The sequence below is a fragment of the Streptomyces sp. NPDC002742 genome, assembly GCF_042888885.1.
GTDB lineage: Bacteria > Actinomycetota > Actinomycetes > Streptomycetales > Streptomycetaceae > Streptomyces.
Genome location: NZ_JBIAQF010000038.1, coordinates 13,039 through 29,088, shown reverse-complemented (window position 1 = coordinate 29,088; position 16,050 = coordinate 13,039). Strand labels below are relative to the sequence as shown.

Here is a 16,050-nt window from a genome sequence, read left to right as displayed (position 1 = left end):
GCGGGCATACGCTCGGTGAGGCGCCGGCCGCCCGGTGGACCCGCGTGACGGTGGCTGAGGTTGCCAGGGGTCGACGTGGCGGACGGTCTCGAAGGAACTTGCTTTCAGGGCGAAAGGCGATGTCATGGCTGAGGCAGTGCGTGACGTGATGACCAGGCCGCCTCGGTCGGTCCTGCCCCGGACTCCCGTGACGGACGTCGCCCGGTACATGCGCGACGAGGGGATCGGCGCCGTGCTGGTCACCGACGGGGGACGCCTGCGCGGGGTCGTCACCGACCGGGATCTCGTCGTCCGCGTGATGTGCCGGGGCGGGAACATCGACCACGTGACCGCGGCGCAGGCTTGCAGCGACGTACTGGTCACGGTCTCGCCCGACGACGACATCGACCGGGCGGTCACCCTCATGCGCCAGCGCGCCGTCCGGCGCATTCCCGTCGTCGACGACGGCCGCCCGGTCGGCATCGTCACGCTCGGCGACATCGCAGTGGAGAACGAACCCGACTCCGTTCTGTCCGCCATCACCACCGCCGCGCCCAACGAGTGACGAGCGCATGAGGCGAGCGGCTCCCTGCCCGACGCCTCCGCGCAGCCCGGCGGGGCCGGTGGGGCCGGTGGGAGACGGGGCCCGGTGGCTTCCTGTCGGACCCCGTGGTGCCCCGGCGGTCAGCCGCTCTGCCGGGGCGGACGCACCACCTGGACGAGGAAGTCGACGCGTGACCTGTGGTGCTGCCCGAACGCCGCGACGCGACGCGGGGCGACGGCACGGCACGGTGCGGCTGCCGGCAGGACCGGTGCGGGGCGCGGAAGAGCGGCGGCACCGAGTCTGTCCCCGATCGCGAAGACCTTGCGCTCCGCTCCCAGTACGGGTCGTTCTCGTATGGGGCCCGGGGCAGGATGACGCGGACTTGCCTTCACGCAAGACGCTCGGCCGGGAAACCCGGCCGAGCGTCATACATGAACCGCACAGACCACACAAACCGCTCACGGCTCGATCGACGCGGCCACATGTGGCGACGACCTCTCGAATCCGCCCGGAGGCGGAGGCCCCTTCCTGTTCCTCAGAGGCGTATCCGGCGGGTCAGCGCGCTGCGCCGCAGCTCGAGGTCACGAGGCGCTCGCGGTCACATCCGCGGAGTAGACCAGCGCTACCCGGTGGTTGTACTGGATGGTGTACATCTGCTTGGCACCGACGACGACCGCCCCGGACGTGAAGTAGTCGTCGGTGTTGGCCGGCGGCCGGGTGGCGACGTACGCCTGACCGGCGGGGACGGTGTACCAGCTGATGGGTGCCTGCGTCGAGGGGGACAGTCCGGCGGGGTACTCCGCCCGGTCGGGGTAGCTGGAGCCGTAGACGGCCACCGCCGCGGTGCCCGCGGCCGAGACCAGCGTCACGCCGTACGCGGGAGTGGTGTTGACGCCGTCCGGGTTGTAGAACCAGACCTTCGTGCCGCTGTACCAGATGGCGGTCCAGTCGCCGTCGACGTCGGCCACCACGAACTGCTGTCCCGCCTGGGCGGTGGATCCCCAGTCGCTGATCCGGTCGGTGCCCGGGCCACCCTTGTGAATGGCCTGGTCACCGAAGAGCGGGGCGGTGTCGCCGGGCGCGGTGCGCAGGAAGACGAAGTTGGAGGACTGCTGCTGAGCGGTACAGGCGGGAGTGGCTCCGGTGGGGTCGTCGCCGGGGCAGATCTGCAGGGTCTGCTGGTTCTCGGCGAAGCCGGGGGTGATCGTCACCGCCGAGCCGACCGGCCCGACCCCGCGCTCTCCCGCCACCGGAGTGCCGAGCAGGCTCATGAGGTGCTCCCAGTCCCAGGAGGTGCCCGGGTCCCAGTGCATGCCCGCGACGAGGCTGGAGTTGGGGCCGGCGACATTGTCGTGGCCGATGATGTGCTCACGGTCCAGCGGTATGCCGAAGCGGTCCGAGAGGTACCGCACCAAAGACGCCGTGGCCTCGTACTGCGCCTCGGTGTACCAGGTGCCTCCGTGCGCGGCGTAACCCTCGTGCTCGATGCCGATGGAGTGCAGGTTCGTCGAGTAGTTGCCGGCGTGGAAGGCGATGTCCTTGGTGGGCACCATCTGCGTCACCGCGCCGTCCGAGGACCGCATCACGTAGTGCGCGGCGCCGCCACCCGGCGTCTGGAACGTCGAGATGGCGGACTCGTACGGCGACTCGGTGTCATGGATGACGATGGTGTCGATCCTGATGCCGTTGTCGGGCCGGTTGGAGACCTGGCCGTTGGACGACGCCGCGGGCAGGAACGTGCACGAGACCTCCGGCGGGCACTCCGTCGCGTCGGCCGCCGTGACGCCGGTCAGGGAGAGCCGGCTCGACTGCCCGGTCGCGAGGCGGACTTTCCGGTCGGCGCTCATCGACACCCGCTGGCCGTCGAGGGTGGTGCGCGCGGCCCCGATCCTGATGGTGGCGTAGACGCGGTCGGCGAACGCCGTGGCGCTCCGCTTCTGAGACGAGCCGCTGTAGCGGGCCACCGCTCCGTACCACTGGCCGGCGTCGGACGACCGGCCGCCGGTCAAAGCCTGCTGGTACGAGGCGAGCAGCGCGGCACCTCCCTCGATGTTGGCCGCGGGGTCGTCACGCAGTCGGGCGCGGGACAGGCCGGTGAGCTTCGCCGCCGCCTGCAGCGTGTGCAGGGAGGGGTCCTTCGCCATCGCGGCGAGGTCCGCCCGCCCCACCGCCCCGGCCGGACCGCCGGCCAGGATCGCGGGGGTGACATCGGTGAGGTGCATCGGGCCGTAGCCGCCGCTGGTGCTCATCCGGCCGGAGTGGGCGTCCCACGCCGACTCCTGATACGCCACGGCGAGCAACACCTCGGCGGGTATACGGTACTTGGCAGCCGCCGTCGCGAAGGCATGTTGCCGCGCGTTCGGCCCTGACGGCGCGGCGGTCCCGGCCTGTGCGGTCGCCGGTACCACGGCGGTCAGGGCTCCCGCGGTCAGCACACTCGCGGCGGCCAGACCGATCAGCCGATACCGCGACACAAGCATGCAAGAGGCCCTGACCGTTGTCTTCTTCGTCTTCACGTTTTTCCGTACTCCAGAACCACTGGGAAAGAGTGAGCGGTGTTGTCTGCCGGACGGCCGAGCCGAGGCCGCGTCACGGCGAGAACATGAGGAAAGTGCCGAGATCGCCGTATGGCTCACGGTCCCGAAAGGACCCGCCGTTCGCGGTACCGCACCTTCTGCCGAGGCGTCAAAATCCTTACGGATGAGGCGCGTTGGAACTATATGCAGGCGAACTCAGCAGCGCAAACAGCCCTTTGGGCTCGTAAGACGATCTTGTTGAAGTGCCCTCGTCCGGCGTGACCCATGTGACGATTCGGCCGTTCGGGAGGGTGTGAGCACTCGGCCGTGGATCGCGGATCGTGGACGACGAGTTGTGGGCGCTGACCGGGGGACGGCTCTGCCTACCTGCCGCGCGGTCGTGGCCGAACGTGGTCGCGGCCGGCGGGCCGGTCCTCGGGGTCCAACTGTTCACCGGGGGGTCGGCGCTCCGACGGAAATTCGCTACCGAGCCGGCAAGGAAGAGATCAGACTCGCCTTCGTGACTGACATGGAGTCGTTCCGGGAAGCGGTGACCGCGTGGGCCGCCGGTGGTCCCGGTGACCTCGCGCACGAGCTGGCTGCGCGGCTGTCCGTCCGGGTGGCCGTTCTGCTCGAAGGTCCGAGCGATGTAGCGGCGGTCAACGCACTGGCCTGCGACCGGGGCCGGCATCTGGAAGCCGAAGGCGTCTGCGTCCTGGCGATGGGCGGAGCGATGAGCGCAGGGCGCTTCGCCCGCCTCCTCGGGCCACCCGGCCTGGGCCTCCGTCTCACGGGACTGTGCGACGAGGCGGAACGTGGCTACTACGCCCGCGGCTTGGAGCGGGCCGGTGCGGATGAGCAGGGGTTCTTCGTCTGCGCGGCGGATCTGGAGGACGAGCTCATCCGCGCGCTGGGCGTGACCCGCGTCGAGGAGCTCGTCCGGGCCGAGGGAGACCTTCGAGCCCTGCGGACCTTCCTGCGCCAGCCCGCGCAGCGGGGCCGCACCCCGCAGCAGCAGTTGCGGCGCTTCCTCGGCACGAAGAAGGGACGCAAGATCCAGTATGGCCGCGTCCTTGTCGAGGCCCTCACCCCCGACCGCGTACCCGCCCCGCTCGACGACTTGCTCATGAGCCTCTGACCACGAAGGACATCGTTCCGGCACAAGAACTCCGTCGAGCGCGGGAATCCGACGGCGGCCGCAGCGGAGCGTCCGGCACCGCCCTTCGGGAGCAGTCCCGCAACTCGCCCGGCGTCAGGCGCTCGTCGGCTCCGTCGCGGCGAACAGTGCCACCAGTCGGGCGAGTTGTTCGACTACTGGCTGAGGATCCGCGAGTTGGGCTCGAAGCGAGTCCTGTCGTCCGGCGTGACGATGTCGTCCAGGTCGGTGAAGTAGAACGACGTCGTCGTGCCGGCAACCACCTCGAGGAGGAACTGGCTGCACGACATCGGATAGGTCTCCCAGAGCGGGCCGCGTCCCTCATTGAGGATGATGGTCCATTCCTCGGGCTCGACACCGGGCCGGACCAGCCAGTAGAGGTAGTGTCCTCCGCCTTCCGCGTACCCCCAGGGCACCAGTCCGGCATTGCCCTCGTGGAGTTCTGACGGCTTGTCCTCGCCTGATTCCCAGAGTTCGGCGAGGATCTCCCCGCGTTCCGCGGTCTGGATGACCATGTCGTACAGCGGATCCGGGCAGCCCGGTTCCAGCAGCCAGAGCGCACCCGCGAAGACCCCTCCCCCGTACGTCTCAACGAGCCGCTTGTAGTCGGCAGGCAGCTCGACGCCCAACTCCTTCTCCACGGCTGCCCACTTCACGGTTCGACCGCCTCCGGGGGGCGGACAGAGGCGCGAGAGCGGTTCGGTGTGACGCAGACTCCGGGCGATCCGTAGGTCGCCCGGCAGGGCGCTGAAGCGTGCTGGGGTCCTGGAGGAGTCCAGCACCACCGCTCGCATGCGGTCGCCGACCACGGGACGAGGTGTGTCCGACCGCCATGAGGGATGTTTCGCCTGATCGATGAAACCGTCGTGTCCGTCCGCGTGGACGGCGGCTCCCGCCGGAGCCACGGCCGTGACGACTACCTCGTACTCCTGATGATCGGCGAGCATGACCTCCACCCTGCACCAGGTCGGCGAACAGCGACAGGGCAGGCTGCCTCAGAGCTGTCCGGCAGCCTGATGGCCCAGCGCCTTCGGCGCGCGGCGGGCGAGGGGCACCGGCGCGGTCGAGACCAACAGGGCGGCCGGGCCGAGCAGTCCGAAGACTGAGGCCAGGTCACCCACGGCGCCCTTGCCGGCGAGGAGTCGGCAGCACCCGGGCCATGGCCGGGGCGAGCAGCAGTCCCACGGCGTACGGCCAGAACGGCGCGCGCCGGCCGTCCGCTCCCAGGGTGCCGCCGAAGCCGTGGCACTCCCTGCCCCCGGATGACCCGCCCCTCGCGAAGGCCGCACCGGGCGCGCCCGCCCACTTCCCCGCGCGTACGGAGCACCGCGACGATGACCGTCATGACCTTGTCGACGGCGTTCACGAAGTTGTTCGGTGTCCGGCACCCGATCGCCCTGGCCCCGATGGGCGGATCGGCCGGCGGCGAGCTGGCCGCCGCCGTCTCGTGCGGCGGCGGCCTCGGCCTGGTGGGCGCAGGGGGCGGCGACCCGGATTGGCTGGCGCGGGAGCTGCCGATCGCGGCGGGTGCCGGAAAGCCTTGGGGCGTCGGGTTCCAGGCCTGGGCCACCAATGCGGAGGTGGTCGAGCAGGCTCTTGAATACGGCCCCGGAGCTGTGATGTTCTCCTTCGGGGATCCGAGCCCGTACGTCGAACGGGTCCGTGCCGCCGGTGCGGCGGTCATCATCCAGGTCACCGATCTGGAGGAGGCCGAGCGGGCGGTGGACCTGGGCGCCGAGGTCATCGTCGCGCAGGGCACGGAGAGCGGGGGGCACGGCGCCCTGCACGGGCGATCCACGCTCCCCTTCGTACCGGTCGTGGTGGACCTGGCCCGGACAGTGCCGGTGCTGGCGGCCGGTGGGATCGCCGACGGCCGGGGCGTGGCCGCCGTCCTGGCCCTGGGGGCGGCCGGGGCGCTCGTCGGCACCCGTTTCCAGGCAACGGCCGAGGCCCTCGTCGATCCCGCGACCGCCAGGGCGCTCGTCGAGGGACGCGGGCAGGACACGGAGCGCAACCGCGTCCTCGACATCGTCCGAAGCTCGCGATGGCCGTCGAAGTACTCGGCTCGCACACTGGACCACCCGTACCTCGACCGGTGGAGGGGCCGGGAAGCGGAGCTCGCCGCGGACCCCTCGGCGACCCGCAGGGCCTACGAGGCCGATGTGGCACGCGGCGAGGTGCCCGCCCTGCCGGTATGGGCGGGCGAGGCCGTCGACCTCGTCACCGACCTGCCACCCGCGGCCGAGCTCGTCGCCGCCCTTGCCTCTGAGGCCGGCCACGCCCTGGCCCGAGCGGGACGGCACTGACCGGAGCGGGACGCCGTGGCCGGGAGCGGGACGCCGTGGCCGGGAATCCCGTCCGCCACGGCCAGGAGCGTCTCTCCCTCGTCCAGCGCCATGCGTGTGCACAACTTCGGGAAAGACGGGTAGGCGCTCCGACGGAATGCCACCATGACCCGAAGAACCGTTCCGACCCACCCCGTGACAACCCGTAGGCATCCGGCACCACACCGCTCGGACCACTTCGACTCAGCTCACGGGCCGTGGACACCCGCGCCTCGACACCCTCTTCCACTCCCAGGTACGCACGCGACCGGCCGAGCCTCGGCATCACGACCGCCGCACCTCACGTGGCTGGGCCGGTCCACGGCATCGACGGAACAGGAGCACGCCCATGCGCCTTTACGCCCAGACCCCTGCGCGTCGGAGCCGTCAGGTTCTCGCCGACCTGATCGCCGTGGCCCTGATCGCGGCCGCGGTCTGGTTCGCCCTGGCCGTCCGCGACGCGATCCTGCTGCTGGCCGAGCCGGGCAGGAAGGCCCAGAGCGCGGGCAACAGCCTCGCCGGCGGCCTCGGTGACGCCGGCGACGCGGCCTCGAAGGTGCCGTTCGTCGGTGGCTCTCTGAAGAAGCCGCTCCTGTCCGCGGCCGACGCCGCCACCGGTCTCTCCGACGCCGGACAGTCGCTGGAGGACCTGGTGGGCCGCGTGGCCACACTGGCGGCGGTCGCCCTGATCGTCCTCTCGGTGGCCTTCGTGCTGCTCTTGTGGCTGCCGCCGCGCCTGCACTGGATCCGGCGCAGCGCCACCACCCGGCGTCTCCTGGACGCCCCCGGAGGCGCCGACCTGCTCGCCCTGCGCGCCCTGACCGGACGGCAACGCGATCTCGCCACGGTCCCCGCCCCGCCGGGTGGCCTCGCCGACGCCTGGCGGCGCGGAGACGAGCAGGTCATCGCCGATCTGTCCGAGGTGACGCTCAGGCAGGCGGGCCTGCGGCCATGACGCGCGTACGGCGCACCTGCCCCACCAGGGGGCAAGCCATCGAGGCGATCGGACGGACCCGTTCGCACTCGGCCGACATCGCGACGAGCCAGAGCGCTCGGCCGTCGGCTCTCAGTGACCGGCCTGCGGCTCGAAGCAACCCGCCTCCGGATAGGGGCCGTTGGCCGACACCTGATAGTTGGTCTTCTGCACGAACGCCGTGACGCAGGCGTCGTCATGGACGCGCAGGCCCACCCGAGCGCCCTCGGGAGTGACCTCCTTGCCGTTCTCGAAACGGGCGTCCATCGGCTTGACCAGCAGTGTCCCGCCGATCAGCTTCCAGTTGGCGTCGAAACGCTCCTCCTGGTAACCGAGCTTGAGCATCGCGGCACGGACCGTCTTCGGATCCCACGTCTTGTGCTGCCACAGCCGCTTGAGCACCGGTTCGATGCGAGCGGCCTCGCGCTGGGCGTCCTTGGCGCTCGCCGCGGACATCTGACCCGCGATCCGGAAGCCGTTGTTCTCCCGGTAGTGAGGGGCGCCGTCGCCGGCTCCCGGTTCCACGTAGGGAGACCCCGCGGGAGAGCCAGGGGTGACCCCGGTCCCCGGCGTTGTACCTGTCGCAGGCGCAGTTCCGGTCCCCGGCGTCATTACCGGCCCTGGCGTCGTTCCGGACGCCGACGTGGTGCTGGTCCCCTCGTGCGGCGTGGTCCCGCCGGCCGCCCCCGTCGCCCCCCGCTCCGTACCGCAGGCGCCGAGCGACACCGTCGCCAGGACGACCAGAGCCGCCGTCAGAGCACCCCTGCCGCGCCGCCCGGACCGGCACTGTCCGGCCTTCCTTGACGCGTCCTCGCCCACAAGTCCCTCCCCCACCTCTGCGTCCCCCGCTCCAAGATCGAGTTCATACTAGGAGCCCGCCCCGCCCTCCGTCGTGAGTATCCGTACTCAATTCCACGGCTCGCGACGCCTCCGACAGCGCCCGTCAGCCTTTGAGTTGGGCGAGGACGGCGAGGACGACCCGACCCTCAGACCAGTTGCTTGTGCATGACGATGCAGGGTCGCTGGTGCCGGCGGTCCGGACGGCGGTCGATCTCCTGCCAGCCCAGGGATCTCCAGAAGGCCAGGGCGGCAGGGTTGTTCTCCAGGACAGCCAGCCGGACGCCCTCCCTCCCCTCGCGGCGGAAGCGTTCCTCCATCAGCCCGGCCAGCCGTCGGCCGACCCCGTGCCGGCGCAGACTCCCGTGCACCAGCAGCAGCCCGATCCACGGGTGTCCGTCGGTGGGATGACGGTCGAGCAGGCACACCAAGCCGACGATCCGGTCCTGCCCCTCGCGGGCGAGCAGGACCTCGCAGCCCGCGGTCTCCGCTTCCTCCCGCAGATCGGCCTCGACCCTGTCGGCCGGGACACGCTCAGGGTCGTACTCGCCCGTGGCACGGCAGTACTCCGGGTTGCTCATGTAGAGGCCCACGACTTCGGTGACCTCCTCCGGGGAGAACCGGAGCGGGGAAAGCTGCAACGGTGACATCCCGGCAGGCTAGCCACCCATACCGACCACGGTGAGGACCGCCCCATCGCGGCGGGCCGCCGTCGCGGTGAACAGACGTGTCACCAGCACCGGTCGAACACCGCCAAGGGCGCCGAAGCCGCCGACAGTGCGAAGCACCCGTCGCCTGCCGACCCGCCCGTCTCATCCCCGGCCTGGGTCACCGCGGTGCCCATCGTGCTGCCCGGACCGTTCCTTCCTGGATGTCCCTCTGCGGCAGTTGAAGGCCGAGCGCGTCGTCCAGAGCGTGGAAGTACAGGGCGAACGTGCTGGTCAGTTCCGGGTGGTCCAGCTCCGCACGGCGTATGGCCTGGTTGAGGAAGTCGAGCCGGCCACCCCGGTAGTAGGGGGTGCGGCCCCGGTCGTACCAGATCAGTTCCGGACTGCCCCGGTCGTCGGCCACGAGCCGGCCGTCGCGTATGTACGTGAACGTGTAGAGCGCCTTCGCGGCGCAGGCGCTCAACCGCACCGTCTCCGTTACCCCGAGCCGTGAGAGAGCCGCGCTGTCGCCCTCGGCGCCACTCGGTGTGTCGTGGTACATCACGAAGGCCCACTCGCCCGACTGCCCGAAGCAGAAAGACTCCCAGGCGGATTCCCAGGGGTCGCGACCGGGATCGTCCGCGCCGCGCAGGTCGGACAGGCGTGTCCCGGCGGCGATCTGTTCGGGGTCGGCTCCGTAGAGGAGGGCGATCCTTTCGGCGCTGATCCCCTCGCCGCGGAAGAATTCGAGGTTGGTGTAGGGATCCTGGTCCCGCCAGCTGTGGGCGAGCCAGGCGAGACGTTCCAGCGGGTCACGTCCGCACGGCCGCGCGGGCTTCGTCGCGTCCATGCCACCGCTGCGGAATCTACGCCCCCACGCGGGGTTGATCCCGTCGAGCATCTCGGCCTGTCCGGTGACGAGGTTGGCGACCGGACCGTGCCCCGGGGAGCGGGCCGCGATGTACTCGGCGAGATGACGGACCGCTTCCTCGGCGGCGAAGTACAGCACCTGGTCGAGATCCTGGGTCGCGAATATCTCCTGGTGGGGACTGCGGTAGCCGCGCACGGTGCCGTCGGTGTCCAGAACGAGGAACAAGCCACCTGGATCACCTACCCGCTGTGCGTACTGGTCCCCCGATGTGCCGGTGGCCGGGAGCATGGCGTCGTCGAGCAGGTCTGATCCTGCGGCCGTCCGGTGCCAGGCGCGTCTGAGTGAGTCCTCGGTCATCTGCATGGGCGTCAGTATGCGGTCGGGCACTGACAACGCCACCTCCGGCATCGGCACAACTGCGGCCGAGGGAGCGGGACTTACCCCCTCGGACCCTCGTGGCGGTGGCGTCGGGCAGCGACCGGCCCCGGCCGCCCTCGAAGCTCCTCGACCGTACGCGCTCCGTCGGCCGTCGCAGGCCGACGATGACGAGACGCGGGCCGCGTTCGTTCAGGTCACGGGAAGCCGGGCTGCCTCGTCTCAAGGGGTGTAGCCACTGACTACCACGAGGAGGCCGCCGCCGACGGGACCTCGCGACCTGGTCCGGGTCTCGCTCATGGAAGCCGGACCCGCCGGACTGCAGACCAAGCCTTTGGTCGCCGCCACTCGATTGTTCCCGTCCCAGGTCGCTCGCGGAGTGCGTCACCTGCGCCGGCGGCAAGCCGACCTTCCGAACTCACAAGGGGGCGATGGATCACGTCATCAATTCGATGTGCGGATGCTCGGGCGCCGCCGGGCAGATGTAGAGGTGCTGCCTGTAGCCTCTGCCGATCTGGACCGCGGTGGGCTGGTTGGTGTCGAAGTGAGCCAAGCCGGGGGACGGTTCAGCAACTGGGTTCTCGTACGGGGACCAGCTGCGCCCTTCGTCGTCCCCTTCTTCGAACGTGGCGATGGTCAGCAGGACTTCCATCCTCGTGCCGCATTCAGTGCAGTGCTGCGGGGTGAGGTCGGTGGAGTCCCAGGCGGGCCAGCCGCCGACCTTCCAGCCGGGTGCGTTGGACAGCACACAGTCGTAGTACGTCTGCGGGTACATATCTTCTTCGTCCGCCTGTGGCACGTTCCACTGCCTCAGCTGCTCCTGCAGTTCCGTACTCAGTTCCAGGTGGTCGGGGTATTCGGTGATCTGTTCCGGGTGGAGCAGGCACGGCTCGGGCAGGTAGCTGTCGAACTGCATCGCGGGTGGTTCGGGGGGTGTGCTGAGGATGTCGGTGATGGTGGCTGCCGACCGCCAGAACAGTGCGGTCCTGGGCATGATCGGATGGTCGAAGGGGCACCACAGGACCTGGAGCAGGTCCGTTCCTTCAGGCGTGCGCAGATCGGGCACATCCCGTGCGTACAGTTGCGCGACGGGCAGCATCGCCATGGGGCCGTCGCACGGCTGGACCGCCAGCCTCACCGGATACTTCCGAGGGGGCCGGATGCGCTGGAGGGTCTCTCGTTCCTGCGGGGTCAGCTCCCTGCCGCGTGAGGCGGCATGGATCCGTCGTTCCAGCCGCACGTCCGCCGGGGACAGGGCCGGGTTGATTCCGTCCACTTCATGAGGGCCTTCGCAGTGGGGCCATGCTTCGTCGGCGGGCCACAGCAGTGGCCCGCCGATCGAGCTGTCGTACCACGTCGGCGCCCCGGGGCGGGGGTGCAACCGGGTGGCCGTGCGTGCCAGTGGGACCAGTTGAGGAAAAACCGCGGCAACATCGAGCGGCCGTGGCGGAGTTACAGGAGTGACATTCATGGCCACGATCTTGCCAACTGCCTCTGACAACGGCTCTCGCAGCCGCTCCAGGCGCTCTCCCTCAAGCGCTCCATGGCTGCCTTGTCCTGCACTTCTCAGGTACTCAAACACTCACTCGTCGAGGCCTTGCCCCCGATGTGGTCGATGGGCGGACCCAGGCCATCCGCACGGTGCTCAATCCTGACAGGCCCGGCCGCCTCGGGCCGGTCGCCGACGCCTGGGCCGACGCCTGGGCCGCGACCGGGAGGTGCGGCGGGCCCTCCGCCGGGCGGACTGACGCGGTACGTCCGTCTGCCGGGAGTGCTTCCGGCACCGGGGCCGCGGTGCGCCACCGCTGATCTCGGCGCGGAACCAGCGGCGACGGCTGCGGTCAAAACGATTCGCCCTGGCCAGGGCACGCCCGCTACTCTCCGCGACGTGAACCACCCCCGCGCACCCCACCGACCCTCATGAGTCTCGCCCGAACCCTGATCGACGTTCGGCCGCTGAGTACGTCTCCCGCCTTCAGACGGCTGCTGATCGGTCGGACCGTCTCCGTGCTGGGCAGCTTCATGACCATGGTCACCGTCATGTACCAGGTCTGGGACATGACGCACAGCACGGTCTGGACCGGCGCGGTGGGGCTGGCGCAGGCGCTGCCCATGGTGGTGTTCGGGCTGTTCGCCGGCTCGTGGGCGGACCGTGGCGACCGTCGGCGCATCTTCCTGTTCGCCACCGTCGGTCAGGCGGCCGTCTCGCTGCTGCTCGCGGTGCAGGGTTTCACCGGGCACGTTCCCGTGGTGGGCGTGCTCGGCCTGGTCGCCGCACAGTCATGCTGTTCGGCGGTCGGCGGTCCCGCGGCGGGCGTGTTCGTGCCGAGGCTGCTGCCGAAGGACCAGGTGGCGGCGGGGCTGGCGCTCCAGCAGGTCACCGGCCAGGCGATGATGCTCGCCGGTCCGGCGCTCGGCGGCATCCTGCTCGGCTGGGTCGGCATCGGGCCCTGCTACCTCGTCGACACCTTCTCCTTCGGGCTGGCGTTCTACGGCGCGTTCGGCCTGCCCTCTCTGCCGCCCGCGGGTGAACCGTCCCGGGCCGGACTGCACGGGGTGCTGGACGGCCTCCGTTTCCTGGCCGGGCACCGGGCGGTCCGTGGCGCCCTGATCACCGACCTGGCCGCCACCGTGCTCTCGATGCCGACCAGCCTTTTCCCGCTGGTCAACGCCGAACGATTCGGAGGCAGTCCGCGCACCCTGGGGCTCTTCCTGTCCGCGATGGCCGTCGGCGGCATCTCCGCGTCCGCGCTGTCCGGCACGGTCACGCGGCTCGGGCGTCCAGGGCCGGTGATGCTCTGCGGTGCGGCGATCTGGGGAGCGGCGCTCGCGGCCTTCGGTCTGATCCACGATCCGTGGACCGGACTCGGACTCCTCGTCCTCGCCGGGGCCGCCGACTCCGTCTCGGTGATCTCGCGCAGCACGATCGTGCAGACACACACGCCGGACGCCCTGCTGGGCCGCGTGACGGCGGCCGAGCAGATCGTCGGCCACGCCGGCCCCAACCTCGGCAACCTGCGCGGCGGTGTGGTCGCCGGCTGGGCCTCGGGGGCGACCGCGCTCGTCAGCGGCGGGCTCCTGTGCCTGTTCGCTGTCGCCCTGGTCGGCGCGAAGACGCCGGAACTGCGCGGCGGGTCCTTCCCCGACGCCGCGTCGACGCCCTGTCTGTCCAGCCCGTGATCGCCCCCGTACCGGACACACCGCGACGTACGCGGCCGCGTCGACACCCCGGTCCTGCGTGACGTCTGCCGCCCGGCGAGTGGGGACGAACCCTCTTCAGCGCAACGGTCCGGGCCGCCGGTCCCGGCCTCTGCTCCGTCCGGCCCGTCCCGGCCCACCGGGTCGCGCCACCCCGCACCACCCCGTCGCGACCCGGTCGGCAGCCTCAGCAGCCCGCTCTTCCGCGTCGTGGTGGTCAGTGCTCGCCGGGCAGCTTGTCGACCGGCGGGAACGCGACACCGGTCGGGGTGTCGAGGCCGGAAGCGACAAGCGTGTCCTGTCCTCCGTCGGCCTCCCGGACCCGTACCACCCGATTGTTGAGTCCATCGGCCACGTAGAGCCAGCCGCGGCCGTCCAGGGCGAGGCCGAGCGGGCCGCCGAGACCGGTGGTGGGCACCGTGCTCTGCGTGCCGCTGCCCGCGGACACCTTCACCACGCGGTTGTTGCCGCTGTCCGAGATGTAGAGGTCCCCGGCGGCGTTCAGCGCCACTCCGGTCGGTTGGGACAGGCCGACGGTGGGGACCGTGGTCTGACCGCCGCCGTCCGCGGCGACCTTCACGACCCGGTTGTTGACGAAGTCGGAGATGTACAGGTCCCCACCGGTGCCGAGGGCCAGGCCCCAGGGGTGGACCAGTCCCGTGGTGGGGACGGTCGTCTGTCCGCTGCCATCGGAGGGGACCTTCACCACGCGGTCGTTGAAACTGTCCGCGATGTAGAGGTTGTCGCGGGTGTCGACGGCGAGGCCCAGCGGGCGTGACAGGCCTACGGTGGGGACGGTGGACCGCTCCCCGCCCTTCGCCTCCAGCTTCACCACTCTGTTGTTGCCCGTGTCGGAGACGTAGAGCTCGCGGGCGGCGTCCCACGCCAGACCGGTCGGGCGCACTACGCCGTTGAGAGGGAGTGTGGTCTGACCGTCCCCGTTCGCCGGCACTCTCACCACGCGGTCGTTGCCGTAGTCGGACACGAACAGAGGTGGTCTGGCCGGTGAGGGACCATCATCCTCTGTCGCACCCGCCGGTCCGGCGGGGAGCGCGCAGAGCACGAAGACCCCCGCGATGGCCGCAAGCCGCCTGGCCCAGCCCCCTCTGCGGCCATCACCGCTCAAAGTCTCGCGCGTTCGTGATTCCGTTGTCGTGCGCTTCACGATTCGCCCATCTGTTCTCGACGGTCGGCGCGTCGCCGAACCGCCTGCGGAAACGGTTGCCGCCGCTCGGACGCGACGCCGCGCCGCTGGTACGACGGGCACCCGTCCCATGGCGCGGACACTGTCGTGGGTTCGGGCGGCGAGGAGGTCGGCGGCATGATCGATGCCTTCCCCCATGACGCGCCGCATCCCACCGCCGTCGCCCGCTCGGCGGACCCGCGTGCCGGGTGGGGCGGGCAGCGCAGGCGGGGCGAGCGCGGCAGCGGCGAACGTCCCCAGCGATTCCGTGGCCCGGTGCACGGCCTTTCAGGTCACGCCTCGGCCTTCCAGCCGCCGGAGTCGGTGTGCGAAGACCTGCCGTGCGCCTACGAGACGGGCGCCGCGAGAGGCACTTAGATTGCGGAGCATGACTACCGAGTCTCAGCGCTTCACCGTCCTGCTGGTCCCCGAATACGTCGAGAACAAGGACTCTGTCTCCGCGCAGGACTCGGCTGTGCGATCGGCCGTCGTCGAAGCTACCGGCGAGACAGGCGAAACGGGCTACCCGCGCTACGCCGGGGAGGGGATCGTGGCCGACATCGACCCCCGTACACGCACGGTCGAGGCGGTGCTGGTCGACGGCTCGGAGCTGGACTACGGGCTGAACGCCATGGTCGCTTCCTGATCAGGCCGTGGCCCTTCCCGCCCGAAGCCGCTGTGCGGGCCCGACCGCACCGGCCCGCCTCACCCCGGACGCACGCCCCGCGTTCCTCACGAACTGATCCTGACCGGACGCGCGGACAGATGAACGAACAGGCGCGGCGATGATTTCGGGGCGGGCGACCGGTCTTCATCAGGAAGTCGCCGTCAGGAAGTCGCCGTCAGGAAGTGGAAGGGAGATCCACCATGCCCACCGAGGAATCCGCGAGGCAACCCACCGCCGAACTCGATGCCCGCTACAGCTCCGCGCTGAATCCCCGCCCGGGTGCCGCGGGCGCCACCGTCACCGAGTGGGCCGAAGCCCAGCGGCTGCTGAAGGCCGCCGAGATCTTCTGGCTGTCGACGGTGCGGCCCGACGATCGACTGCACGTCACTCCCGTGATCGCCGCCTGGCACGACGGGGTGCTGTACTTCTCCACCGGTACCGGGGAGCAGAAGGCGAAGAACCTCGCTCATGACGCCCACTGCGCGCTGACCACCGGGGGGAACTCGCTCACCGAAGGGCTCGACCTCGTGATCGAGGGCAAGGCGGAGCCAGTTGCCGATCCGGCGACGCTGGAGAAGGTGATCGCGGCGTACGAGGCGAAGTACGGGGCGCACATCACCTCGCCGGAGGGCACCTTCCACGGCATCGGGGACGCGTTCCGAAAAGGGGACGTGGTGGTGTTCGCGGTGGCCCCGGCCACCGCGTACGGCTTCGGTCGCGACGACGGGGTCTACACCCATACGCGGTGGACGTTCTGAGCGACGGGGCTCCCTGCGGCCG

General features: G+C 70.5%; 16 protein-coding genes and 1 pseudogene. 9 read left to right on the top strand and 8 right to left on the bottom strand.

Annotated elements, in window-relative coordinates:
* Positions 1–124 precede the first annotated feature (124 nt).
* A complete protein-coding gene (locus tag ACFYW8_RS40090) occupies positions 125–544 on the top strand; it encodes a CBS domain-containing protein (RefSeq protein ID WP_365878618.1) in 420 nt (139 codons plus the stop codon).
* A gap of 560 nt (positions 545–1,104) precedes the next feature.
* On the opposite strand, the gene ACFYW8_RS40085 is transcribed toward ACFYW8_RS40090, so the two are convergent.
* Positions 1,105–3,003, bottom strand: a complete 1,899-nt coding sequence (locus ACFYW8_RS40085; protein WP_389090766.1) for an N-acetylmuramoyl-L-alanine amidase — start codon at positions 3,001–3,003, stop codon at positions 1,105–1,107.
* 556 nt (positions 3,004–3,559) lie between these two features.
* On the opposite strand from ACFYW8_RS40085, the gene ACFYW8_RS40080 reads away from it, so the two are divergent.
* Complete coding sequence (locus tag ACFYW8_RS40080; RefSeq protein ID WP_389090763.1) at positions 3,560–4,177, top strand: TOPRIM nucleotidyl transferase/hydrolase domain-containing protein; 618 nt, start codon at positions 3,560–3,562, stop codon at positions 4,175–4,177.
* Between the two features lie 173 nt (positions 4,178–4,350).
* Here the strand turns inward: ACFYW8_RS40080 and ACFYW8_RS40075 are convergent, their stop codons facing one another.
* Entirely contained in the window at positions 4,351–5,142 is a 792-nt protein-coding gene (locus tag ACFYW8_RS40075; RefSeq protein ID WP_389090759.1) for an SMI1/KNR4 family protein, read from the bottom strand.
* Positions 5,143–5,190: 48 nt separating this feature from the next.
* Positions 5,191–5,316, bottom strand: a complete 126-nt coding sequence (locus tag ACFYW8_RS40070; RefSeq protein WP_389090754.1) for a hypothetical protein — start codon at positions 5,314–5,316, stop codon at positions 5,191–5,193.
* 222 nt (positions 5,317–5,538) lie between these two features.
* Between ACFYW8_RS40070 and ACFYW8_RS40065 the strand changes: the two genes are divergently transcribed.
* Entirely contained in the window at positions 5,539–6,501 is a 963-nt protein-coding gene (locus tag ACFYW8_RS40065; RefSeq protein ID WP_389090750.1) for an NAD(P)H-dependent flavin oxidoreductase, read from the top strand.
* Positions 6,502–6,868: 367 nt separating this feature from the next.
* On the top strand, positions 6,869–7,474 hold the full coding sequence (locus ACFYW8_RS40060; RefSeq protein ID WP_389090746.1) for a hypothetical protein: 606 nt from the start codon (positions 6,869–6,871) through the stop codon (positions 7,472–7,474).
* A gap of 111 nt (positions 7,475–7,585) precedes the next feature.
* Here ACFYW8_RS40060 and ACFYW8_RS40055 read toward each other — a convergent pair whose 3' ends face one another.
* The 4 genes from ACFYW8_RS40055 to ACFYW8_RS40040 form a co-directional block, all read right to left on the bottom strand.
* Positions 7,586–8,017: a hypothetical protein gene (locus ACFYW8_RS40055; protein ID WP_365878604.1), complete on the bottom strand. Its 432-nt coding sequence runs from the start codon at positions 8,015–8,017 to the stop codon at positions 7,586–7,588.
* Positions 8,018–8,478: 461 nt separating this feature from the next.
* Positions 8,479–8,979, bottom strand: a complete 501-nt coding sequence (locus tag ACFYW8_RS40050; protein WP_389090740.1) for a GNAT family N-acetyltransferase — start codon at positions 8,977–8,979, stop codon at positions 8,479–8,481.
* A gap of 178 nt (positions 8,980–9,157) precedes the next feature.
* A complete protein-coding gene (locus ACFYW8_RS40045) occupies positions 9,158–10,210 on the bottom strand; it encodes a hypothetical protein (protein ID WP_389090736.1) in 1,053 nt (350 codons plus the stop codon).
* Positions 10,211–10,658: 448 nt separating this feature from the next.
* Positions 10,659–11,498 (bottom strand): hypothetical protein, encoded by an 840-nt coding sequence (locus tag ACFYW8_RS40040; protein WP_389090732.1) that lies wholly within the window; start codon positions 11,496–11,498, stop codon positions 10,659–10,661.
* 320 nt (positions 11,499–11,818) lie between these two features.
* On the opposite strand from ACFYW8_RS40040, the pseudogene ACFYW8_RS40035 reads away from it, so the two are divergent.
* Together ACFYW8_RS40035 and ACFYW8_RS40030 are read left to right on the top strand one after the other, a co-directional pair.
* A pseudogene (locus ACFYW8_RS40035) lies at positions 11,819–11,970 on the top strand (RNA polymerase subunit sigma-24); the annotation flags it as partial.
* Positions 11,971–12,142: 172 nt separating this feature from the next.
* Entirely contained in the window at positions 12,143–13,402 is a 1,260-nt protein-coding gene (locus tag ACFYW8_RS40030) for an MFS transporter (RefSeq protein ID WP_389090727.1), read from the top strand.
* 235 nt (positions 13,403–13,637) lie between these two features.
* On the opposite strand, the gene ACFYW8_RS40025 is transcribed toward ACFYW8_RS40030, so the two are convergent.
* Entirely contained in the window at positions 13,638–14,405 is a 768-nt protein-coding gene (locus ACFYW8_RS40025) for a hypothetical protein (RefSeq protein ID WP_389090724.1), read from the bottom strand.
* A gap of 336 nt (positions 14,406–14,741) precedes the next feature.
* Between ACFYW8_RS40025 and ACFYW8_RS40020 the strand changes: the two genes are divergently transcribed.
* The 3 genes from ACFYW8_RS40020 (at position 14,742) to ACFYW8_RS40010 (ending at position 16,028) form a co-directional block, all read left to right on the top strand.
* Positions 14,742–14,981 (top strand): hypothetical protein, encoded by a 240-nt coding sequence (locus tag ACFYW8_RS40020; RefSeq protein ID WP_365878592.1) that lies wholly within the window; start codon positions 14,742–14,744, stop codon positions 14,979–14,981.
* Positions 14,982–14,991: 10 nt separating this feature from the next.
* On the top strand, positions 14,992–15,249 hold the full coding sequence (locus ACFYW8_RS40015; RefSeq protein ID WP_365878590.1) for a hypothetical protein: 258 nt from the start codon (positions 14,992–14,994) through the stop codon (positions 15,247–15,249).
* Positions 15,250–15,470: 221 nt separating this feature from the next.
* Entirely contained in the window at positions 15,471–16,028 is a 558-nt protein-coding gene (locus ACFYW8_RS40010) for a pyridoxamine 5'-phosphate oxidase family protein (RefSeq protein ID WP_389090716.1), read from the top strand.
* Positions 16,029–16,050: the final 22 nt, after the last annotated feature.

What these genes read in the sequence shown, in the direction of transcription:
- ACFYW8_RS40085 (WP_389090766.1), bottom strand. Translation starts at nt 3,003, where the DNA reads ATGCTTGTGTCGCGGTATCGGCTGATCGGTCTGGCCGCCGCGAGTGTG.
- ACFYW8_RS40065 (WP_389090750.1), top strand. Translation starts at nt 5,539, where the DNA reads ATGACCTTGTCGACGGCGTTCACGAAGTTGTTCGGTGTCCGGCACCCG.
- ACFYW8_RS40075 (WP_389090759.1), bottom strand. Translation starts at nt 5,142, where the DNA reads ATGCTCGCCGATCATCAGGAGTACGAGGTAGTCGTCACGGCCGTGGCT.
- ACFYW8_RS40015 (WP_365878590.1), top strand. Translation starts at nt 14,992, where the DNA reads ATGACTACCGAGTCTCAGCGCTTCACCGTCCTGCTGGTCCCCGAATAC.
- ACFYW8_RS40050 (WP_389090740.1), bottom strand. Translation starts at nt 8,979, where the DNA reads ATGTCACCGTTGCAGCTTTCCCCGCTCCGGTTCTCCCCGGAGGAGGTC.
- ACFYW8_RS40090 (WP_365878618.1), top strand. Translation starts at nt 125, where the DNA reads ATGGCTGAGGCAGTGCGTGACGTGATGACCAGGCCGCCTCGGTCGGTC.
- ACFYW8_RS40010 (WP_389090716.1), top strand. Translation starts at nt 15,471, where the DNA reads ATGCCCACCGAGGAATCCGCGAGGCAACCCACCGCCGAACTCGATGCC.
- ACFYW8_RS40045 (WP_389090736.1), bottom strand. Translation starts at nt 10,210, where the DNA reads ATGCAGATGACCGAGGACTCACTCAGACGCGCCTGGCACCGGACGGCC.
- ACFYW8_RS40060 (WP_389090746.1), top strand. Translation starts at nt 6,869, where the DNA reads ATGCGCCTTTACGCCCAGACCCCTGCGCGTCGGAGCCGTCAGGTTCTC.
- ACFYW8_RS40020 (WP_365878592.1), top strand. Translation starts at nt 14,742, where the DNA reads ATGATCGATGCCTTCCCCCATGACGCGCCGCATCCCACCGCCGTCGCC.
- ACFYW8_RS40030 (WP_389090727.1), top strand. Translation starts at nt 12,143, where the DNA reads ATGAGTCTCGCCCGAACCCTGATCGACGTTCGGCCGCTGAGTACGTCT.